The organism is Vibrio azureus, assembly GCF_002849855.1.
Lineage (GTDB): Bacteria > Pseudomonadota > Gammaproteobacteria > Enterobacterales > Vibrionaceae > Vibrio > Vibrio azureus.
Genome location: NZ_CP018617.1, coordinates 1,356,401 through 1,379,570, shown reverse-complemented (window position 1 = coordinate 1,379,570; position 23,170 = coordinate 1,356,401). Strand labels below are relative to the sequence as shown.

Here is a 23,170-nt window from a genome sequence, read left to right as displayed (position 1 = left end):
TTACTCAAAAGGTAGTAAATTGTATTTACAAAAATGTAAACTGGTCTGATGACAGACCTCTGACACATTTATAACATAAATCAGACTTTACTAAATCATGTTTTTTGCAAACTTAAGTTGAGGACTTATTTTTTGTTGCTTTATAAGTGAAAAAATGGTGGTACATAAAATATGTACCAGATTAAACTTGTATCTCTGATATTTATTTAATGGTGTTACTGAGTATAACTATTGTGTTGGGTATAACTAATGTGTGTTGGGTATAACTAATGTTAAACTTTGGTGTCATTGGTATTATAAAAATGAACTCTTAGAGTTTGATGTTGTTTAACTACGGGGAAGAAAGATGGAACTCAGTGTCGGAGAAGTTGCTCAGCGTTCGGGTGTGAAAGTATCCGCATTACATTTTTATGAAAAAAAAGGTTTGATTTTTAGTTGGAGAAACCAAGGAAATCAGCGTCGATATCATCGTAGTGTTCTGCGCCGGGTCGCGATAATTAAAGCCGCTCAGCAAGTGGGATTATCTTTGGAAGAGATTTATAAAGCATTTGAGTCCTTACCCAAACATCAAGCACCCAGTAAATCTCAATGGGAAGCGCTCTCAAGAGGTTGGTTTGCACAACTTGAGCAGAAAATCCAACAGATGCAAAAATTACAAAGGGATCTCAATGAGTGTATCGGATGTGGCTGCTTATCTCTAGATAACTGCCGCTTAAGAAATCCAGATGATATTGAAGGTAAACAGCATAGTGGTTCCATACTCTCCGTTATATCACTCTGAATCAAGCATCTTGAGGTCACTTAGGTATATTTATTTTATCAAATAGCACTCAAGAATATGCCTTCCGCAAATTTTAATATATCGAAACCTAAGTTGCCAAAGGTGACTTGGGAAAAATAACAATAAATGAGGATTTTCATGCTAACAAAATTGAGACTACGCTGGCTATTGCCTTTCGCTGTAGCTGGGGGAGCATATTTCACATATCAAGCTATTGCACAAACTTCACCAGCAAATGAAACCGTAAAAGAAGTCAGAGAAGAGCCTACTGTGCAGGCTTCTGCTCTCTTCCCGACGGATCATAAAGTCGTGATTACTGGGTACGGTGAGATTGTACCTTTTGAGCAAACTCTGTTGGCAGCTCAAGTCAGTGGGGAGGTTATAAGCTGGCATCCCAATTTTGTGCAAGGTGGGTTTGTAAAGCGTGGAGAAGTCTTATTGACGATAGCCAAAGACAATTATGAAGCCGCGTTATTACAAGCAGAAGCGGAATTAGCTAATGCGCGTGCAATGTTAATTGAAGAGCAAGCCAAGGCAGAAGTTGCCAAAAGGCAGGCAAAAACATTGAGCGCTAGACAAGTCAGTGACCTTTATCTTCGCAAGCCCCAGTTATTGAGTGCTCAGGCTCAAGTGAAATCTGCTCAAGCTGCAATTAAACGTGCGCAAAGAGACTTGGAAAATTGCAATATTATCGCTCCCTATGATGCGTTAGTGGTTGCTCGTGATATCGGTGTTGGTCAGTTTGTTTCTGCAGGAGCACGTGTTGCAGTACTGAACAATGTTGAATTTGCGGAAGTACATATTCCCGTCGCTGGGTTTGATAGTGTTTTCTTACCCGACTCTTTGGCTGATCTTGACGCGGTAGTCACACAACAAGATATAGCTAAAAATCAGCGACAAGGGAAGGTGGTTCGTGATTTAGGTATCGTCGATAGTGCAACGCGAATGAGTAACGTTGTGATTCAAGTTGAGGATCCATATGGTTTAAATAATCATCAACTTCCGCTTAAATTTGGATCATTTGTTGAGGTGAACTTCACAGGTAAAGAGCTCAAACATATTTACCGTCTCCCACAAGAATTAGTCAGAAATCGTACGGTCTGGGTGGTGAATGAGCAAGATCAGCTGGAAGAAAGAGTAGTGAACGTTTTACGTGAAGAAGGGGAGTATTTGGTTATTGGTAAAGGCTTAAATGAATCCGATAAGGTGGTATTAACGTTGCCTGAATATCCACAACAAGGCATGACGGTAAAAGTTGTGCAAAGTGATGATGATTCTTCGAGCCTTGTGCAGTAACTAGGAGTAAAACGTGGAAGAAAATCAACAAAAGGGCATTATTGCTTATTTTGCTAACAATTCTGTGGCTGCTAACTTAATGATGATGTTCATTATCGTTATGGGAATTGTCAGCTATCAGCTTATGCAGCGACAAATATTTCCTAATATCGAAGTCAACTACATTAATATTAGCGCTAACTATCCCGGAGCATCCCCACAAGAAATTGAAGAAAGTATTCTGATCAAAGTGGAAGAGTCACTCAAAGATGTGACTGGGATAAAGAAAACGGTCTCTAATGCCAATCGAGGCAGTGCTCATATTGAAATCGAGGTTGATACTCATGCCGATATAAAAAGGGTGTTAGATGATGTCAAACAGCGAGTTGATACGTTATCTAATATGCCAGTTGGTATGGACCCTATTAGTGTTTATCAAGTGGAATGGCGACAAGATGTTATCCAAATGGGGTTAGTCAGCGATCGTTCTCTTGAAGAGCTTAAGCCGATAGCAAAACAAGTCGAAGAAGAATTACTTCAGTTGAACAATGTGATGCTGGTGGAACTGGAGGCCCCTGAAGAAGAAATCGCAATTGAAGTTGATCCGCTAATATTACGTAAATATGATTTAACTTTAAATGATGTCAGTCAGGCCATTAAGCGCTACTCAGCAAACTTTTCTGCAGGTGAGGTGAAAACTCATTCTGGAATCATATCGGTACGAATAGAAGACCAGCATTATAATGGACAAGCATTCCGTGATATTCCGGTAAAGCTTGGTGCGAATGGTTCCAAGGTATTACTACAAGATATTGCGATCATCAAAGACGGTTTTACTGAAGGCGAACGGTACAACAAATACTCTGGTCAAAATATGTTGTTCCTTACTGTTAATGCAACCAAAGAGCAAAATATTATTGCAGTAGCAGAGTCCGTCCATCGTTATATTGAAAAGAAAAATAAGCAGTTACCCGATGATATTAAGCTGAGTGTCCTTATTGATGTGACTTATTATCTCAATGGTCGGCTGGAAATGATGTGGAAAAACTTGATGCAAGGGGCGATCTTAGTTGCCATCATGCTGTCTATTTTTCTGCGTTTTCGTTTAGCGATGTGGGTCATGCTTGGCCTACCAGTCTGCTTTTTAGGTGCGATAATGATGATGCCAATACTGGGCATTACTATCAATATTGTGTCTCTATTTGCTTTTATTATGGTACTCGGGATTGTTGTTGATGATGCCATTGTAATGGGCGAGAGTGCTTACAGTGAAATTGAGCAACATGGTGGTGGCGTGAATAACATCATCAGAGGAGTAAAACGGGTTGCGACTCCTGCTACTTTCGGTGTACTGACCACGATTGCGGTATTTGCTCCTTTTTTATTTTCTAGCGGTATGGATGGGGCTCTTTTTTACAGCATTGCGGGTGTAGTGATCTTGTGCTTAGTATTTAGTTTGATTGAATCCAAACTGATCTTACCTGCTCATTTGGCACACACCAATTTTCAACCGATCAAAGTGGGTGGACGACGTGATCGTTTCAATCAACGCTTTTTTGCCTTTGTTCAAGGACCCTATCGACGTTGTGTTGAATTATGCACGCATTGGCGCTGGACGGTATTTTCTCTTTTCAGCGGGCTTTTGTTGATCAGTATCGCCTTGGTTGTAGCCGGTTACGTTAGAGTGGTGCCTAGTCCGAAAGTGCCGACGGACTTTCCAAGCATTAAGATAGAAATGAATGATACGGCTTCTAGTGCGCAAACCATAGAGGCGCTGAAAATCATCGAAGGTGTTGTACAAAAAGTCGAAGACCAACTGATCGAAGAATATGGCCAAGGTATGGTTCGTGATGTCTTGTCTTTGAATCAGACGCGCGTCAAAGGTTTTGTTTTGGCACCATTGGTCGATGAAGAGCAACGTTTATTTGATGCTTTTGAACTGACTCGCCGCTGGCGGGAAGCAATGCCAGCTATTCCTGGTGTGAAAAGCTTAAAGATTAATGATCAAACTGCAGGTGGCGGTGATGGTGATGAATTCGGCTATCTGTTATTTGGCTCTGATATCAGTCAACTCAATCAAGCAGGACGTGAACTGATTCACCAGTTACAGCAGCAGGATGGGCTTTACGATATCTCTTCATCTATTGATTCTGGTAGCCAAGAAGTCTTACTCTCACTCAAACCTATTGCTTATGATCTTGGGCTCGATTTAAATATGCTCGCAATGCAGGTCGGAGGCAGTTTCTATGGCGGAGAAGCACAGAGACTACTGAGAAATGGTGAAGAAGTGAAGGTGATGGTGAGATACCCCAAGTTGACCCGTGAGGCCTTGTCGTCACTTCGCTATACCGTGATCACGACTCCGACAGGTCAGAAAGTAATGTTAGGTGATGTTGTCGACATTAATCAGCAATCTGGAGTGAGCTCGATCCGGCGGGAAAGTGGTTACCAAACCGTTTATATTTATGGCTCCATTGATGAAGAAGTCATTGAACCTCAGAAAGTGGTCAGCACGGTTGATGAAGAAATCATCCCCGAACTTAAAAAACGTTTTCCAGATGTAAAAACCCAACTTGGGGGAGATATCGAGGAACAAGCCGCTCAGCGCAATGAACAAATATTATTCTTTTTGGCAGGGATGATTATTGTTTATATCTTATTGGCGGTACCTCTAAAGAGTTACACTCAACCATTAATTGTCATGTCCGTTATTCCGTTTAGTTTGACGGGGGCAATATGGGGGCACTTTTGGTTGGGGTTAGATATTAGTTTAATGTCGACATTCGGCCTGATTGCAGCCGCTGGGGTTGTGATCAATGATTCTTTGGTACTTACGGATTATGTGAATCAAGTTCGGGCAAAAGGCATGAATATTAAGCAAGCGGTTGTTGAAGCCGGATGTGCTCGTTTTAGAGCGATAACCCTGACATCAATAACGACGTTTGCAGGTGTGTTGCCTATTATGTTTGAAACCAGCTTACAGGCTAAGTTTGTTGTTCCAATGGCCGTTGCGCTAGGGTTTGCAGTATTATTTGCGACTTTGCTGACATTGGTATTGGTACCTTGTTTGTACCTAATGCTTGATGACATCAAATCGGCTCTTTCAGGGGTTAAACATGTATTTAAGCGGATACTACTTAAAGGGTGGCGACTTAAAATTAAGGCTTTAGCTAATAATAAAAGTTAGTGTTGTCAAAAAATCCATATTAAAAGTAAAAAGCAGCGATTTCGCTGCTTTTTTATTTTCACGCTAAAGTTTTTATTGTGGATTTTATTATTTTCATGAGATAGCTCAACGTCACATAAATGTTATTCAAAGTTATCATTTATTTCGTTCACGACTAGAGTTAAAAAAATACCCAAGTCACTTCAAAAATGCCATTTCAAGAGGCCGTATTCAGCGAGACGACCTTAGCTAATAAAGAAGCAGGACAAACTATGCGATCTTCGATTATTACTTCCATAAAGCTCATCACTCTGTGTTTATTCTCTGTTTTCAGCCAAGCGCATGATGATGGTAGCTATCTACATGATACGCAAAACCCAATTTGGTATAGCGACTGGATGCAAAGCATTGATGACAGAGTGCTTATTCGTGAAATGAGTATTCCTGGTACACACAATTCAGCTTCATTTTTGGGAGGAGATATCGTTATTACGCAGACGCTTCCTATCGATGAACAGTTACGTTCTGGAATACGTTTTCTGGATATTCGATTAAGGCAAGTTGAAAACGTACTGGCTGTTCACCATGGCAGTGTTTTTCAGCAAAGAATGTTTGGAAATGTTTTAAACCATGTACGCGACTTTCTGATTGAGCATCCCACTGAAACGGTTTTAATGAGAGTTCGTAATGAATATAGGGGTGATAATAATAATGAACGATTTGACGAAACCTTTTTAAGATACGTAAATCGATACCGCGCATTATTTTGGGCTGGTGATAATGAGTCTCCAAGCTTGGGTGAAGTAAGAGGAAAGTTAGTGATACTGCAAAACTTTGCTAGTCTGCCTGAGCATCGTACGGGGTTATTGTACAACTCGTTTAAAATACAAGATGCTTGGAAGATTGATTCTAATTGGGCTCTTTACTCAAAATGGGAAAAGATAAAATTTCACTTTGACTGGGCGCAGGAGCAATTAACACAGGGTAAAAACAAAGGTTCTATCAATTATTTAAGTGCTTCTGTTGGTAGTTTCCCATATTTTGTTGCTAGTGGGCATAGTACGCCGGATACTGATGGCGATCGTTTATTTACCGGGGTTCTCACGTCGGACGACACAATATTTACAGATTTTCCAAGATTGTGGTGTATGGGTATATTTTGCGTTATTGGCTTTGAAGGAACTAACACATTGGCTGCAAATTATATTGAGGGAAATAACATCACGTTTGCAGGTATCGTTGCTGCTGATTTTCCCGGGCCTAAATTAATATCCAGTATTATTGCCCTAAACTACGCACCTTAATCTGACTTGGAAAGTTCGAATGATTGGCGGTGGAGATTGGCCAAGAATCGTGCTAGTTCGATAGTGTTTTGTAGATTAACTAACTAGAGTAATCTGTGCCAAAATCGTCAATCGCAATTTTGCAAACAAGTTGTTCTAACCACAAATTAATAAATCTTGAGCTGAGACTTAATTGTATTGCAAGACATCCCCAAGTGACCTCACCCTTTAGAAGCGGGTCACTTGGGACGCTGCGTTTCATCGTTACTGAACAGAAACGTCAAATTGATCTAGGACGGATGGGAAACCCCAGCCATTTTGGCCCTCTTTGACGCTTTCGCCCGTAAGGTATTCAAAGATTGTCGGCGCCAGCGAACCATTGGCAACAGAAGTTAGTGGAGTCACATTATCACCAATTGGAGCGCCCCAGAACCCTAAGAAAGCATCTTTTTCAAGGTAGCTTTCTCCAGCATGACGACCAGGAACCATGGTATTAAACCCAATGCCTTCGACTGGGAATAAGTTAATGGTACCTGCGCGGTCCTCCTCATAGAGTTTGGCGAGCTGAATGACAGAATCAGGTCGTGGTGTAAAGTGAGTGAGCTCTCTCCACTCATTACCATTACACCATGTTGAAGTATCTTCTCGTTTAGCTTGATGAAGACATTTTTGTAGCAAGGCAGCAAAACGGTCGAGTTCACGTGGGTTAGGTTGAGGTAAGTATGGATTGAGTTGCTGAACTTCTAGTAAATGAGTTTCACCAGAGTCTTTGTTCGCATTCCCGTAGAAGTAACGCCCTTGCTTATGGCTAATGATCTCGTCATGACGTTTTCCATTTCGTTTAGCACTCAGACGAACAGAACATTGATTAATGTCGCAAGCTGTTTCTCGCACAACCAAGTAATCGAGTGTACCATCAAGATCGTTGATGGTTTCAGAAATAATGTCGACCGATGCTTTACCTGTGTGATTAATTGGCTGCCAGTTAATCAGCTCACTGTAGATAGGTTGCACTTCCCACCCATGGCGAGAATTAAACAGATCCATCATAAAGTTCCCTCCAGCAGTGGAGGCGACGATGACATCCACATCATTATTGCTGGGGTAATTTAGAGCATTAGTTATTTTTGGGCCTTCGCCTTCATCGGAAGAAATCTTCTTAATATTAAGTGCATAACCCAGCTTTTCAGCCAGTGGTTTGAAAATCACTTTTTCAGGATTAAGTGTGTGATAAACAGGCGTTAAACCATGATCTCCTGCCATTCCCCACAATGTTTGCTGATAAACGCCAGCTTTTTTGTAAGCCCCTTCGATTTGTCGGAGCCAATAATCGAGCCTGTTGAGTTCACCGCTTGGCATGATCACTTCGTCACTGAACGGCCCATAAAAGTGGGCGAAGTGATCGGGCCATGGGTTATAAATCAGTGTGTAGTCAGGCATTCCTTGACCATCTAACTGAGCCAGTTTTTCTAGATCTTGTTGGATCACCCATTTGCGGCTTAATTTAGTTAAAAACTGCCATCCGGATAGAGCTTGGTAGCCTTGAATATCTTGAATCAGCTGTTGACGTATTTTGCTCAGCTTTTGTTCGGTTTCAGCGCGTTGCGTCAGTTCTCTGAGGCAGCGTTTTTCACCAAAGTCTCTTAAGCTTTCTCCCACTCCCAAGTTCACTAATCCGTCGTAGCTAGTGTGTGCATTCCAGTCATATTGGGCATTACAGTTGAGTGTTTTTAAGTGAACAAGCCTATCAAACATAGTCTCAACTTGATTTTCTTGAAGAAGTTTGTCGAGCTGTAAAGCGTCATTGCCGAAAAAGTAATAGGCTCGGTCAGTGTTACGGTCGATGAAATGAAAGTTAGGAACGCCAGTCCCTTTGTGACCAGAAACCTTTGCCCCTGTTTTTACTATAGGCAGATTCCTCACGCTTATTGTTGGAGTTGAAGAGATACCAACTCGAGTAATAGAGGGTTTGTAGTCTTGGTACAACTGCTTAAAAAAGGGCAGATAAAGCGGGTCATCATAATTTTGAGAGACTAACGTTTTCAGAAAATCAACAGATTGTTGCTGCTCTGGAGTGGTACTTGATTTGGGTGGGTAGAGGTGAGTGAAATGCTCATGTCGTTGATTCACCTGATCCAAAAAAGGTGTACTTGGGTCAACGAGACCTTCGAGTAATCCTTGTTGCAGGCCATCCACAACAATTTGCACTCCAAATCGACGATTTTGCTGTGACTGCAAAAAAGCGAGCACTTTTTCTGGTTGTTCATCGAATGTTGTTTGCAACCACTGATTCAGCTTTTGCTGTTTTTCATCTTGATACACAAATTGACGATATCCTTTTAAGACATTTAAGCGCACAAAATCAATCAGTGTTATCGTCAGAGCTTGCGCTTTATTGTTAGGCTTGGAAAGGTTCTTCGGTTGATTATCTTCGATGATAGCCTCTACGGCATGCTTCATATCACCGTCAGCCATTCCTGAGGCAGCTTGTTGCATTATGTTGATCACAATGGGCTGAATTTTTGCAACAAGCTCAAGATCCTCTTGGGATTGGCTCAAATAAGTGTAGTGATCGGGCAGTTGTTGTGTATCTTGCCATTGGCCTATTTGAAATAATGCATCATAGACTGTCACCATTGCTGCGATAAATTCATTATCAATCACCAGACCTTCTTGATGAGCTTGGTCTTTAGCGTGTTTTTTTTCTTCAAGTTGATGATCTTCATTTAGGCTAAATAACGCATGTTCAAATTGAGTCAGCGCCTTTTTATCGTATGTTTCCAGAAGGTAAGCTTTAAACTGATCTTTATCATCGAGCCCTGTGTAACGGTCATAAAAATGATAGAGAAAATACCCAAGGGGGATCGAGTAGGTTGGATCAGCAATTTGAGACATCACTCTGAGCTTAGTCTCTTTTTCAAGAGGTAATGTCGCTAGGTAAGCTTCAAAAGTCATCCCTCCAATCGTAAACAATGATAGATCCCGAGCAAAAGTTGTTGAGTAAGTGAGACTAGAGGCGACTTGGTTTTTTAAGATCTCACTGGAATTAAAGACTGTACCGATGACTGGTGTCTCTCCGAGAGAGGCATTGGCTGTTGTTATTGTGAGTAAGCTTGATAGAACAACAGGGAGAACATAGTGGTTTGACCAACTCATTAATTTATCACTTCTTATTATAAAGATTATGACCAGTTTGGCATTATGGTGATGAAGTGCAAGCAGATATGGTGAAATACAAACAGGGATAGTGTGATCAGTCTCGACCTCTTAAAAAGGTGCCATTAACCCACACGCCATCGAATTGATTTTGCCAAAAATCAAACCATCAATAATTCGATAAAATCTCGTAATCTGCTTAACGGTAAAAATTTTATAGAACGAATACGATGATATTCAGTTGGCGGTCAACAATGACACCGCATATGGATGCAACGCCAATTAAGCTACACCCAATTAAGCCACACCCAAGTGACCTTGCTCTGAATCAAGCTCATTGAGGTCACTTGGGTATAATCCATTAATGGCATTTTATAATGTCGAGTTCAAATGAGGTGAAAAATGATTAAAAGTTGGCAAAAGGCATCATCACTCGGACTATTAAGTATTATATGTTCTTATTCAAGTCTGGCCTCTGAAGAGGGACACTTAACCTATGATGCAAACTCGGACTCATGGGGGTACCCTCATGTGACCATCGATAACTCGACGCCTTATCATATTTCTGGGCAAGTGGATTTTGTGGTTTGTCTACAAAGCGCGTTCGTGGTGAACTCAGGTCACAAGTGGGAAGACGATGATCGAGGAGTGTGTCTTGTGAAGGAAGTTACTGCAACGGTTGCAACGGATAATGGCAACGTTGTAGCGAAGCCGTATACTTCTTCTGGTACGGCATTTAGCCAATTTGCGGTTATTTATCGTAATGGTGGTTATGAAGTAACAAGAGTCGTCAACTAGTGGGCTAGCGGACCTTACGGATACTTGCTGGTGAGCGTCCAATTGTCGAAGCCGTGCAGTAAAAGGCGGCTTAATCATTGTATTTATTAATTATTATTTTCTTTTTTTATTCTTTGTTTGATATTTATCACTTTGGTGAATGTTTTTGGTGGTGCTCTTATTTTAACTAAGTTAACTTTAGTTTGAATTATAAATAAGAGGTTGAAAATGAAAGGATTAAAACTTTTTGCAGCTTTTTCTGCATTAATGTGTTTGCAAGTTGAAGCAAATGTTACTGTTGTCGATATTACTGGCTCTTCACCCCAAGCAGTGAAGAATGAGTATGAAGCAACGTTTGAAGTACAGAGAGGAATGGAAGAGTCTGGTTTTAATCTTCATTACTGTAATATTGTTCCAAGAATATATGTCCAACAAGATCTTGATGGTATTCATAGTCAGGCGCAATGTTTTTACTCTCAGCCTGGAGAGCGACCGACCGAGGATTCTGAAATTGCTCAATGGTATCTCGACATTTCCTATGATCCTGAAACGCAGCTATTTAAAGCAGAAAGCGAATACACGAACAATTATCACACGCGAGTCTATACGCTTGAGCCAAATCATCTTTTAGAAGTCGGACCGCATTACATCAGCAAACGTAATGAGCTACAGTCTTTGGGGATGAGTGTTGGAGAGTGTAATATCCAGCAGATCTACTACAGCAGCATGCCTACAGAGAATACCTACCTATCTCACATGGCTATTTGTAATGTTTCTCAAGCTGGGGAGTCTTTAGTTGGGCAATTGATTGTTGAAATCGATTTCACTAAAGATCAACAAACCTACAGTGAAAGATATATTGAGTTCACTCGTAAATAAACCTGCTTTTGTCATGATACTCGGGTGACTGATGTGATTCGGGTATCACATCCTTGTTTGCGCGACGTTCTACACCCAAGCGATTTCAAGGTGCTTTCAGAGCGAAGTGATTTGGTTGGCTATAAAACAGTCTTTAAGTTTTATTCGTATCAAAACAAACGACTTTTGCTACAATCCTTTATTAATATATAGGTAATTGGTTTCTTATTGTTTTTATTTTAGTATTAATTTCTATAATGTAACTATTTTGTAGAAAAATATACCAAAATGAATGCGAATTAAATTTAAATGATAAAGTTTTTCTAAAGGCAAGCTTCTAAAATGTGGCACATTAATCTGGTAGTACAAGCCAGAGTCCTGTTAACTATAAATAATAGTGGCTGCCATGAATTCTAAATCCTTTACGATACTGCTGTTTTTATCCGTTTGCCTTATCTGGGGAACCACTTGGTTCGCGATGGAAATAGCACTACACTCAATTCCACCTGTTTTTGCAACAGGAATGCGCTTTTTACTTGCTGCTCCTCTTCTGTTTGTAATGGCAAAGCTATTTAAGCAGCCACTCCTTTTCCCAAAAGGCAAACGTCGCTGGATTATTATCGTCGCTGTGATGTACTTCGCGCTTCCGTTTACACTCATGATTTATGGTGAGCAATATATCTCTTCTGGCTTGGCATCGATTATTTTCGCTAACATGCCTGTTGCTGTTATGCTTATGTCTGGCCTATTTCTTGGGTTACGTTTAGCCAAGCACCAAACCTTTGGGTTAGTGACCGCAGTGGTCAGCTTATGCCTAATTTTAGGTAATGAAATGCAGCTAGGTGGCGAAGACTATTTGCTCGGTACGTTGTCACTCGGCTTGGCGGTATTAATGCATTCTGTGATGTATGTATTTGTGCAAAAATTCTGCAAAGATGTACCGGTGTTAACTTACAATGCTGTGCCCTGTTTTATTGCTTCTCTACTTCTTTTTGCCTTATCTGGACTTGTAGAGCAGGTTGATATTACAACGTTTACTTCTGAATCTATGTATGCTGTTATCTACCTTGGTTTGGTTGCGAGTGTGGGTGGTATTGTTGCTTACTTCAAATTGGGTCAAGTGTCGACACCTTTCCAAGCGTCCATTTGTTTCTTAATTTTCCCGCTAGTGGCATTGATGCTGTGTGCTTACGTCAATGATGAAGTTCTGTCGACTCAATCAATCTTACTGATGTTGCCATTGATGTTCGGTATATTGCTTACTAAAGCACCCAAAACACTGTTTCAACGTCGCCCTAAAGCTGTTATCGCGGACTGACCCCATTTCCTTTGATCAAAGAGAGCATAGCCGTGCTCTCTTTACCTTCTCCATCTTCATTCTGTTTTACTCTTTTACTTGGGTATACATCATTATTTCGGTAAAACGATATACCGAGATATTGATTAAATTAAGCTCAAATAGTGGAAATTCTGCGTTTTAATGGTGTAGAATTGATGCATATCTACATGATTAAAAGATATTAAACTTTGTAAGAGATAGACGACTTTTTCTTTATGGACAAGGTATTAGGTGTTTACTTCAGGGTAAGTCACTGTAATCTTACTCTAATCTAAACCTCTGATTTAAAAGAATTGTTTGACTGCTTCTGTCGTCACCTCGGACGCTTGAATCCACCCTAGTAGACGAGTGAGTTAGCGAGAAGAGGCACATAGAGCGGAATAAGTATAAAATTAGAAGAAGGGGCATGTGGATTGCCCCTCGATAAAAGCTGAAATATTACACTTCTGGTTTGGCCGCCGATCAGTAATATTGAGGCTCATTGGTGTTACGAGTAGCTGGCTGTTAGTTTTGTTCCTTACGTCCTTTATTACTGGCAGTTTTTGTAACCATAACCTGAGACTTCTCTCAGGTTTTTTTCTATCTATAAGAGCGTTCAGGCTCTCACGGTGTCTAATCTGGGTAGCAATAAAATCAGGTTTGTCTTGAAACTTAATAGCCATCTCTTTGTTCAAGTAACGCGGCGATTATACCATGCACTTTTTAGGGATATACAAGAGCTAATGCAATCAAAAGTGTTTCAAATCATTAATGTTTATACTCAAGCATCTTGAGGTTACTTGGGTATAGAAGAAAAGGTGAAAATTTATAGAGGGTAATTCAGACCGTATTACTCATAAAACGCCTGATTGACAACATACTTCCAACCAAGCGATAACGAGTCTTTCGTGAGACGTGAGAGTCAAAAAATAATCGGCAATTACAGCTGTTAATCGAGGTTCGAGCGGATTGCAAGCCATTCCATTGCAGCATGGTAATCATCAAAAGATTGGGCATCCCCAGCTATAAACCAGCGACTCACTTTTGCTGCCAATTCCTGCCAATTTTTATGGCCATAAATAGCCAAACGATGAACTTTGAAATCGGTCTTCATGCCTAATTTAAAATCGTCCCATGCTGCTCTTGGTTCCCATCCTTCAAGCTCGGTGATATCTGCTAGCATTCTTATATTATTCGAATGCACCCCTTTTAAACTGGCTTCAAGAATTGGACCAATGGTTTCGTAATCTTGGTGGGTCAGTTTTCCTTTTGCTTTGAAAACGAGAACAACCTGCGAATCTATTCGCTCAATGCCAAACGTGATACCGTGACTTTGCATGTGACTTCTCCTAAGTGTGTGATAGATGTGATATACCCAGCATCTTGAGCTGACTTGGGTTAGAGCTTAGAAGATAAAATCAGAGACACATGAGAAGAAGTAAGCAAAATTAAGAGTAATCAATGTAAACAGAGTGTTTTCGCTCAAAGCTTAGCTAGAACTCTCTGCTTGAAGGTGCGCAGCCGAGATATTGCAAAAGGGTATACAGGCTTTCTTGTTGAAGAGCGACTCGTCGAAATAACTCTGCGAAGGTGGAATCACCACCAAAGCAAGCTTGGATGTAATGATTCATTTCATGGTTGTCATAGCCTTCTGCGTACATGGCGCGTACCCATTGGTATTCCACGGATTGTAAATCCATGAGCGTATTTTCATTAAGAGTGGTTTCTTTCACTGCGGGACCTTTGCTATTTTCAACACCCATTTATTCCAAAACTGTATTATTCCAATACTGCATCCAAGTGATTTCAAGATGCTTGATTCAGAGCGATGTATTCTTCAGAATTTGCTTAAAAATTGACACTCGATCAAGGATAAATGGGTAACGTCAGAAAATCATAGTTCGATTTAAGCAAACTATCGTGAAAGATTGATGACAACTTGGCATTGATCTTTTTTTATCATTGAGAGGGAGTGCATTCATCTGTAGCTGGTGGTTCAGATAGGATGATTCCCTCAATCATTCATCAAAGGTCACTCATTCATTAAAAGTCATTAAGGGGCTGCAGCGGCTTTGGCCATGGGAGACTTTTTGTCGGTTTTGACTTGTGCGAGTAAAACTCCCGCGATGACCAACAGCCCACCAATGAGATGATAGGTGTGCACTTTTTCACCTAAAATCGTTGCCGCGAGTGTTATCGAAATCACAGGCATAAGATTCATGAACATGGCACTAGAATCCGCTCCGATTAAATCGATCGATTTGACCCACATTAAAGGGGCAAAAATAGAGGCTGCGATACCAGCATAAGCGATCAGTGGGAGAGCACTCTGGCTTGGGAGTAGCTCATCACTGGTTAGCCAAAGTGGTAAAAGCATCATCAGTGTAAATCCACCTTGCATGTAGACCAGAGTCATGCTGCTAAATGGCATTTTCCAGCGTTTAAGCAACACACAATACAAGGCGTAACTCAGTGCAGCCAACAGCATCAGAGTGTCACCTTGCACCATCTCTTGATGCACAAAATAAGTGATGTCTCCCTGACCAAGCATAAACGCCAAACCTAACAAAGAGATAATGCCCCCAGTCACACTCAATGCCGAAACCGATTTACCCAATAAAGGCAAACTGAGAAACACGCTAATCAGTGGGACCAGAGAAGTAATGAGTACCATATTAGAGGCTGTGGTCGTCAGCCCCGCGTAGTACCCTAAAGATTGGTTCAGCACCATGCCCAATAATGCGAGAAAAGCTAATTTAGTCAGATAAGGGCGGATGATGGTGTACTCTTTGATGATACGAGGTAAACAAAATGGGGTCAGTATAAGCATGGCAACAAACCAGCGATAAAAGCTCATCGCACTTGGCTCAATCGCCTCTGCGGCCATCTTATTTATGATGGCATTTCCACCCCAGATAATAACGGTAAACAACGGAAGCAAGTAGACCACAGGAACCTCACAAAGAATCATAGTGACGATAGTCTGTCAGGTCTTTATAATTATAAGTATCTATAATCAGACATAGTAAGTGATAGGAAGACAAGTTTGAAAAAGAATCAGCGGAATCTTCATCCTTCTTTATCGATCGAGCAGGCTCCATCGGATGTATTTATGAATTTTGAGGCCTTCCTATCGAATACGGAAACGCGTATCCACAGCCATACTTGGGGGCAATTGCAATTAATCAGTGGCGGAATCTTGGAAATGGAAGCCGAAGATACACGATTTTTAGCACCACCTCACTTGGCGATTTGGGTACCTGCTGGGGTTCGCCATACCAGCTATAATCGCAAACCCCTCGAATATTGTTCGCTCAATATTGCCCCTAAGTTGACAGAATCCTTCCCCAGCCAGACCAGTTTGATCAAAGTTACCCCGATTGTGTCTGCGATTGTGGAAGACTTTCGTCAACGCGACATAAACATTGCTACCAGCCGAGAAGACAAGCGCTTGGTACAGGTCTTGCTCGACCAACTGGCTACTCAAGATGTTGAACATCACTTTTTGCCGACAACAGACAATAAATACTTGAAACCGATTCTCAAAGCCGTCGAGGAGTCGCCTACCGATGAGATCAGTCTGGCGGTGTGGGCAGAAAAGGTGCACACCACAGAGCGAACCCTTGCACGACATTGTCAAAGTGAGCTCGGGATGAGCTTCACAGAATGGCGACTGCGCGTGCGCTATTTACATTCCATGGAGTTATTACGCAAAGGGCGACCAGTAAAAGAAGTCGCATTAACATTAGGTTATAACCAAGCAAGCCCATTTATTGCCATGTTTAAGAAATACTCAGGAATGACACCTGAACAGTATAAGAACCGTCTACTTTAGGGTTGTATGGTGGGGTGCTCTGCGTTTGTCGCTGAAACCATAAAGTGTCCAAAAAAAACCATAAAGTGTCCTTTTAAAACCCTTAAAATGTCCTAAGCTTGATTTGGTTGTTTTATTACAACAATAGGACTCTTATGTATATTCGTAATCTTCGAAAACCTTCGCCGAACAAAAATATCTTTAAGTTTGCTAGTGCAAAGAACCAAGGCTCGATTATGTGTGAGGGAAGCCTTGAAAGAGACTGTTGCTATCACTTTGAGTACGACCCTAATGTGGTGAGTTTTGAATCGCAGCCTAGAGGCTTTTTCTATGACTTTGATGGAAAGCAGCTGCCTTACACCCCTGATTTCTTTGTTGTATATGATGATGGTTGCCACAGCTTCATGGAGATCAAACCCTATTCAAAAACATTGAGTAAAGAATTTAAACTAAAGTTTCAGTCTAGAAAGCGAGCAGCAGAACTGCTTGGCTTTAACTTGATATTAGTGACAGATAGACAGATCCGAGCGGGTTACTTCTTAAAAAATAGTCAAATGGTGCATCGTTACAGTGGGTGCATTGCAGATGATTCTTTGATCGATATCGTTTTTGCAGAGTTGCTTTTATCAGAAGTTGTTAAAATTTCTGTGTTGGCACGAAGAATTAGTGGTTTTACTTTAGGAGAAGTTTTTGCATCAGTTCTTCGTTTGATTGCTGTAGGAAGAGCTAAAATAGACCTTGATCTAGAATTGTTAAACGAAAATAGTACAGTTTCGGTATACTAAATGAGTCGACGAATAAAAGATGAATTCGACCCTGCCTACTCTGAAGCCATTGAGCAAGAGTTTCTTTCTCATCCAGAAACTATAAGAACTCAACTCCAATACAATTCATTAGCTAAGACTCAGACATATGAACGAGATTTAGCTTCCTTCCCGCCTGAGCAAAAAGAAAAGGCGCTAGAACGGTACAAATTACTTTGTTTAATTGAAAATGAACTTAGAGGCGGCTGGACTCCCAGAAATCTCGACCCTTTGATTGATAAATATAGTTCCAATGTTTCTATACCTAAACCTAGTTATAAAACATTGATCAGGTGGCAAAAAAATTTTACTAAAAGTGATGGAAATCTCATAAGTTTGGTTGATAAGAATTATTTAAAAGGTAATCGTGTTGCCAGAAAGACTGGCGATGAAGCCTTTTATGAAAGAGCGTTAGAAAGATTTCTTGATAGTGTTAGACCATCAATAAGCGCTGCATATCAATTTTATTGTGACGAGATAACGATAGCAAATGAGCAAGTGATTTCTGGGCAAGTTCCTATCGTCTCATACCAAACATTTAAGAAAAGAATAAAGAAAGAACAACCTTATAACATCGTACTTGCTAGGCATGGCAAATATTATGCTGATAAGCTTTATCACTATTATCAATCCGTTAAAATGCCCACTCGAATCCTTGAGCGAGTCGAAATTGACCATACTCCATTAGATTTAATATTACTCCATGATGATCTACTCATCCCCTTAGGCAGAGCTTATTTAACACTATTAGTTGATGTTTTTAGCGGATGTATCATAGGCTTTCATTTAGGCTTTAATGCTCCAAGTTATGTATCTGTCTCAAAAGCTATTATTCACTCTATAAAGAATAAAGATTATATATCTAACTTGCCTATCAAATTTGAAAATGAATGGTTATGTAATGGGAAGATAGAAAATTTAGTTGTAGATAACGGCCCTGAGTTTTGGTCTAAAAGCTTAGATGATGCTTGCACTGAATGTGGTATCAATATTACTTTTAATAGAGTAAAAAAACCTTGGTTAAAACCTTTTATTGAGCGTAAATTTGGAGAAATTATTCAAGGTATTGTTGGCTGGGTTCCTGGTAAGACATTTTCTAACGTTCTCGAAAAAGAAGATTATAAACCAGATAAAGATGCAGTGATGCGCTTCAGTGTATTTGTAGAAGAATTGCACCGATGGATTGTAGATGTTCACAATGCTAAAGCAGATTCTAGACACACTCGTATTCCAAACCTGTCTTGGAAGAACAGTTTTGAATGTCTACCAACAAAACAGCTATCAGCGGATCAGGAAAAGTCTTTTAGTATTACTATGGGACTCCTTCATATTGGGACTTTAACGAGTAAAGGTATAAAGTACAAGCATTTAGAGTATGATTCAGTAGCTTTGGAACAATACAGGAAGCAATACCCCCAGACCAAAGAATCTAAAAAAAAGAAAATTAAAATTGACCCTGATGATCTCTCTACGATCTTTGTTTTTCTTGAAGAACTGTCAATTTACATTGAAGTGCCAAGTAAAAACGCTGATGGCTATACGGATAAATTGAGCCTTTGTGTACACCAACGATTAGTTAAAATACATCGAGAGTATATAAAAGGTGAGATCAATGCTTTATCTCTTGCAAAGGCGAGAATAGCTTTACATGAGCGCATTCAGAGCGAACAAGCGAACCTAAAAGCCATGTCATTGCCAGAGAGAAAACGAAAAGCAAAGGGGACTAAAAAAGCTGCAAAGTTAACAGGTTTGAACAGTGATAGCTCTAGCAGAACATCAGTGAATGATATTTCAATGGTCAACGAACAAGAATCAAGTTTAACGAAAGTGGAACCGATTGATGATTTTCGCTCTAAGTGGAATCAACGAAGAAAAGAGAGGAGCAGTTAATGCCTAATTCAGCGCTTAATTATCCTATTGATTTAATTTTGTCTGATTATCATGACTCTTTTACAATTTATCCAGAAGTAGAAAAAGTATTTGCGGGGCTTGATTGGTTAGTTAGGCGTCGAAATTTTGGGTCTTTTGTCCCATCTATGCTGCTAACTGGTGGGACAGGATCGGGTAAATCAGCCTCAATTAAACACTACATAGACAACAATTTATCCGATAGCGAAGTTCTACTTACTAGAGTTAGACCAACACTTCATGAAACCTTACTTTGGATGGCTAAAAACCTCAATGCTTATCGTAATAGTAGAGCTAAACCATCTGATATCGGCTTGATGGACAGGGTTATTGGTTGTCTTAAAAAGGCAAACTTAAAACTTCTTATTATTGAAGAATGCCAAGAGTTGTTTGAGTGCACATCTCACAAAGAAAGGCAAGATATCAGAGACCGCCTGAAAATGATTAGCGATGACTGTAAACTGCCTATTGTTTTTGTAGGAATACCCAGTGCAAAGTTGATCCTAGAAGACTCTCAATGGCAACGTAGGATTATGGTAAAGAGAGAATTGCCCTACGTTAAAATTACAGATGATAGCTCGATAGACCGCTATCTAGATTTGTTAGAAGCGATGCAGGCCTCAGTCCCAATTCCTTTTGAAGTCGACCTAACAGACGTTGATTCAGCTGTTAGATTATTAGCAGCAAGTCGTGGAATTCTTAGCAATATGAAAGAACTCATTGCTTCAGCAATAGAGTCTTCTCTACACTTGGGGAGGCAGACAATTCGACTCGATGATTTTAGACTTGGATACGAGGCGATTTATGGTGTTGATGAGGCTAATCCTTTTTCTATTAACGCCGATGAGCTGGTAATAAAACAAATAGAATCTTATGAGGAATACGTTGTTGATGCCGCCAATGGTGAACTAAAATTCGTCCAGCAAATTTTTAATGAACTAACCATCGAGCAGTTACTAGGCTAGATTTGCTTGCACAGCTTTTCCAACAATGCCGCCTTCTCTTCATCACTCAACTTATCAATTACACACGCTAACTCAGCGCTTAATTCGCTCCTACAGAAAAAGTAGTTTAGCGGTACACCTAATTCTTCAGCCATACGTTCAAGTGTACCAATATCAGGTACATGCCGACCTTTCTCGTAATGATTCATACGCCCACTGGCTGAACTTGGTTCCATGCCTATCTTCACCCCCAAATCTCTTTGGGTGATCTTTGCTTTTTTACGCGCAGCTTTGAGCCTCGCTGGGATGGGGTTGTCTTTTTGCACTGATACATTTCTATTCAGCCTTTGGTTGACTTAGATTGTCTAAGTTTTACTGATTTTTGTATACTTAGCAATCCTAAGTTTTCTGCTTGGGTTAGTTATACGAGGTAAGCAGATTCAAAGCAATCTATTCAACCCTTCCGACGTTTGTAATCTCGTCACTCACTTATTCTTTACCCATATAAACTTTGTTGTATAATCTGCCACAATTAAGTATTGGAATCATAGCCGTATGGTTGAAAAGTTCTCTAAGTCTCATCTTTCTGAAGCCGATATCATTTCAAAATTTATTCTGCCTGCTATCAAAAGCAATGGTTGGAATGAAATGGAGCAGATTCGTCAAGAAGTTAAATTACGTGACGGTAAAGTGGTTGTTCGAGGCCAAGTTGCTGCCCGTAAAAAAGTAAAATCTGCTGATATTGTCCTATATCACAAGCCCAGCATGCCACTTGCCGTTGTCGAGGCAAAAGCGAATAAGCATGAAATTGGCAAAGGAATGCAGCAAGGCTTGGATTATGCGTCTCTTCTAGATGTTCCGTTTGTTTTTGCCAGTAATGGGGATGGATTTATATTTCATGATAAGACCAACTCCAGTCAGCTGGAAACTGAGATCAGACTCGAAGACTTTCCATCTCCCCAAGCTCTTTGGGAAAAGTACTGTCAATGGAAGGGGTATTCCGATGAGCAGATCCCTCTGATCAATCAAGATTATTATGATGATGGGAGTGGTAAGTCACCGCGTTATTATCAACTTAATGCCATAAATAAAACGATTGAAGCGGTATCTGAAGGGCAAAACCGAGTCTTATTAGTGATGGCGACAGGAACAGGAAAAACCTATACGGCATTTCAAATCATTTGGCGTTTATGGAAATCAGGTGCTAAAAAACGCATTTTGTTTTTGGCTGACCGTAATATCTTAGTGGATCAAACGAAGAATAATGATTTTCAGCCTTTCGAGACGGCAATGACTAAGATCGGGAAACGTAATATTGACCCGGCTTTTGAAATCCACCTTGGTTTATATCAAGCTATAACAGGTCAGGAAGAACACAAGAAAATTTTTAAAAACGTAAGCCCAGATTTCTTTGATTTAATTGTCGTCGATGAGTGCCACCGGGGAAGTGCTTCGGAAGATAGTGCATGGCGTGAAATTTTAGAGTATTTCAGTTCTGCAACTCAAATCGGCTTGACCGCAACACCAAAAGAAACCGATGAAGTTTCTAACATCGAATATTTTGGTGAGCCTGTCTATACCTATTCATTAAAGCAAGGTATTGAAGATGGCTTCCTTGCGCCTTATAAAGTGATTCGTGTCGATTTAGACGTTGATTTACAGGGATGGCGGCCAACCAAAGGGCAGAAAGATAAACACGGTGAAACGATTACAGACCGAATCTACAACCAGAAAGACTTCGATCGCACAATGGTGATTGATGAGCGCACCGAATTAGTTGCTCAAACCATCACGAACTATTTAAAGCGCACTGATCCAATGGCAAAAACCATCGTCTTTTGTAACGATATTGATCATGCGGAGCGTATGCGTCGAGCTATCGCTAATTGCAACCCCGATCAAATGGCGAAAAATGAAAAGTACGTAATGAAAATTACCGGAGATGATGAAATCGGTAAGGCTCAGCTTGATAACTTCATTAACCCTAAAAAACCGTACCCCGTGATTGCGACGACATCTGAACTGATGACGACCGGAGTGGATGCTAAGACCTGCAAATTAGTTGTGCTTGATTCATCGATTAAATCCATGACTAAATTTAAGCAGATCATTGGACGAGGTACGCGCATTGACGAACGATTTGATAAATTGTGGTTTTCTATTCTCGACTTTAAAAAAGCAACGGAGCTTTTTGCCGATGAACGTTTTGATGGCATGCCAGAGCGAGTGAAAGTCACCAAACCTTCTGACTTTGAAGATCAAGGTGAGCTTGATGATATCGTTGATGGAATGGAGGGTGAAGGCATTGATGGTTGTCCGTTTGATGATGACATCGACCCGACCACAATCTCAGAACCAACGACACCTCCTTATACACCAACGAATGGAGGTGATTCCCCTGAAGGAGTAGAGGAGCCGATTCAAGAAGAAATAAGAAAGTTCTATGTGTCGGGAGTGCCTGTAACCAAAGTTGCCGAGCGTGTGCAGTATTATGACAGTGACGGCAAACTGGTGACAGAATCATTTAGAGACTACACACGAAAGGCCATGGCAACGCAATTTTCCTCGTTAGACGATTTTACTAAGCGTTGGAATGATGCAGATCGTAAGCAAGCCATCATTGATGAACTTGCTGAACTGGGTGTTATTTGGGAAGCACTGGAACATGAAGTGGGCAAAGAGATGGACCCATTTGATATGATATGTCACGTTGTATATGACCAACCGCCATTAACTCGAAAAGAGCGCGCTGATAACGTTAAAAAGCGTAATTACTTTACTAAGTATGGTGAAACAGCACAGCAGGTATTGAATAATCTACTTGAAAAATATGCTGACGAAGGCGTTCAAGAGATTGAAAACATTCACGTTCTAAAAGTAAAGCCATTCGATGCAATGGGCCGACCGATAGAAATCATCAAAAAAGGCTTTGGTGGGAAACCGCAATATTTAGAGGCCGTTAATGAGTTAGAAGCCGCTATTTATCAGCCTCAATTAGATCAATCCGCATAAACGATGACCCTTTCATCACACACTTGTATGAGAGGGTTGTTTTAAAACTAGTCGAGTAACTTGTGATTTGTCGTA

General features: G+C 40.5%; 17 protein-coding genes. 12 read left to right on the top strand and 5 right to left on the bottom strand.

The annotated features are described in order from the left end of the window. The first annotated feature begins 346 nt into the window (after nt 1-346). The 4 genes from soxR to BS333_RS19915 all read left to right on the top strand — a co-directional run bounded on the left by soxR (nt 347) and on the right by BS333_RS19915 (nt 6,526). Complete coding sequence (gene soxR, locus BS333_RS19930) at nt 347-781, top strand: redox-sensitive transcriptional activator SoxR (RefSeq protein ID WP_021710757.1); 435 nt, start codon at nt 347-349, stop codon at nt 779-781. Nucleotides 782-919: 138 nt separating this feature from the next. Next, a complete protein-coding gene (locus BS333_RS19925; RefSeq protein WP_021710758.1) occupies nt 920-2,077 on the top strand; it encodes an efflux RND transporter periplasmic adaptor subunit in 1,158 nt (385 codons plus the stop codon). A 13-nt stretch (nt 2,078-2,090) separates the two neighbouring features. Next, nucleotides 2,091-5,243, top strand: a complete 3,153-nt coding sequence (locus tag BS333_RS19920) for an efflux RND transporter permease subunit (RefSeq protein WP_021710759.1) — start codon at nt 2,091-2,093, stop codon at nt 5,241-5,243. A gap of 188 nt (nt 5,244-5,431) precedes the next feature. Next, nucleotides 5,432-6,526 (top strand): phosphatidylinositol-specific phospholipase C, encoded by a 1,095-nt coding sequence (locus tag BS333_RS19915; RefSeq protein ID WP_050567957.1) that lies wholly within the window; start codon nt 5,432-5,434, stop codon nt 6,524-6,526. 243 nt (nt 6,527-6,769) lie between these two features. Here the strand turns inward: BS333_RS19915 and BS333_RS19910 are convergent, their stop codons facing one another. Next, nucleotides 6,770-9,661: an alkaline phosphatase family protein gene (locus tag BS333_RS19910; RefSeq protein WP_021710761.1), complete on the bottom strand. Its 2,892-nt coding sequence runs from the start codon at nt 9,659-9,661 to the stop codon at nt 6,770-6,772. Nucleotides 9,662-10,063: 402 nt separating this feature from the next. On the opposite strand from BS333_RS19910, the gene BS333_RS19905 reads away from it, so the two are divergent. The 3 genes from BS333_RS19905 to BS333_RS19895 all read left to right on the top strand — a co-directional run bounded on the left by BS333_RS19905 (nt 10,064) and on the right by BS333_RS19895 (nt 12,614). Beyond that, a complete protein-coding gene (locus BS333_RS19905) occupies nt 10,064-10,459 on the top strand; it encodes a hypothetical protein (RefSeq protein WP_021710762.1) in 396 nt (131 codons plus the stop codon). A 207-nt stretch (nt 10,460-10,666) separates the two neighbouring features. After that, on the top strand, nt 10,667-11,317 hold the full coding sequence (locus BS333_RS19900; protein WP_021710763.1) for a hypothetical protein: 651 nt from the start codon (nt 10,667-10,669) through the stop codon (nt 11,315-11,317). A gap of 385 nt (nt 11,318-11,702) precedes the next feature. After that, nucleotides 11,703-12,614 (top strand): DMT family transporter, encoded by a 912-nt coding sequence (locus BS333_RS19895; protein WP_033004178.1) that lies wholly within the window; start codon nt 11,703-11,705, stop codon nt 12,612-12,614. A 949-nt stretch (nt 12,615-13,563) separates the two neighbouring features. Here the strand turns inward: BS333_RS19895 and BS333_RS19885 are convergent. The 3 genes from BS333_RS19885 to BS333_RS19875 all read right to left on the bottom strand — a co-directional run bounded on the left by BS333_RS19885 (nt 13,564) and on the right by BS333_RS19875 (nt 15,564). Next, the gene (locus BS333_RS19885; RefSeq protein ID WP_021710765.1) at nt 13,564-13,953 is read right to left on the bottom strand and encodes a SpoIIAA family protein; all 390 of its coding nucleotides are present in this window, start codon (nt 13,951-13,953) and stop codon (nt 13,564-13,566) included. A gap of 154 nt (nt 13,954-14,107) precedes the next feature. Further along, nucleotides 14,108-14,377, bottom strand: coding sequence for a hypothetical protein (locus tag BS333_RS19880; RefSeq protein ID WP_021710766.1), 270 nt, complete (start codon nt 14,375-14,377; stop codon nt 14,108-14,110). A gap of 290 nt (nt 14,378-14,667) precedes the next feature. Further along, nucleotides 14,668-15,564, bottom strand: a complete 897-nt coding sequence (locus BS333_RS19875; RefSeq protein ID WP_033004186.1) for a DMT family transporter — start codon at nt 15,562-15,564, stop codon at nt 14,668-14,670. A 96-nt stretch (nt 15,565-15,660) separates the two neighbouring features. Here BS333_RS19875 and BS333_RS19870 point away from each other — a divergent pair, with 96 nt between their 5' ends. From BS333_RS19870 to BS333_RS19855, 4 genes are all read left to right on the top strand, one after another. Further along, nucleotides 15,661-16,449 (top strand): AraC family transcriptional regulator, encoded by a 789-nt coding sequence (locus tag BS333_RS19870; protein ID WP_021710768.1) that lies wholly within the window; start codon nt 15,661-15,663, stop codon nt 16,447-16,449. Nucleotides 16,450-16,583: 134 nt separating this feature from the next. After that, a complete protein-coding gene (locus BS333_RS19865; RefSeq protein WP_021710769.1) occupies nt 16,584-17,213 on the top strand; it encodes a TnsA endonuclease N-terminal domain-containing protein in 630 nt (209 codons plus the stop codon). Further along, complete coding sequence (locus BS333_RS19860; protein WP_021710770.1) at nt 17,214-19,121, top strand: DDE-type integrase/transposase/recombinase; 1,908 nt, start codon at nt 17,214-17,216, stop codon at nt 19,119-19,121. Beyond that, a complete protein-coding gene (locus BS333_RS19855) occupies nt 19,121-20,104 on the top strand; it encodes a TniB family NTP-binding protein (RefSeq protein WP_021710771.1) in 984 nt (327 codons plus the stop codon). The genes BS333_RS19860 and BS333_RS19855 overlap by 1 nt, the downstream gene beginning before the upstream one ends. Here BS333_RS19855 and BS333_RS19850 read toward each other — a convergent pair. Next, nucleotides 20,101-20,409: a helix-turn-helix domain-containing protein gene (locus tag BS333_RS19850; protein ID WP_033004180.1), complete on the bottom strand. Its 309-nt coding sequence runs from the start codon at nt 20,407-20,409 to the stop codon at nt 20,101-20,103. The genes BS333_RS19855 and BS333_RS19850 overlap by 4 nt on opposite strands. A 229-nt stretch (nt 20,410-20,638) precedes the next feature. Here BS333_RS19850 and hsdR point away from each other — a divergent pair, with 229 nt between their 5' ends. Continuing rightward, nucleotides 20,639-23,095 (top strand): EcoAI/FtnUII family type I restriction enzme subunit R, encoded by a 2,457-nt coding sequence (gene hsdR, locus BS333_RS19845; RefSeq protein WP_021710773.1) that lies wholly within the window; start codon nt 20,639-20,641, stop codon nt 23,093-23,095. Nucleotides 23,096-23,170 lie beyond the last annotated feature (75 nt).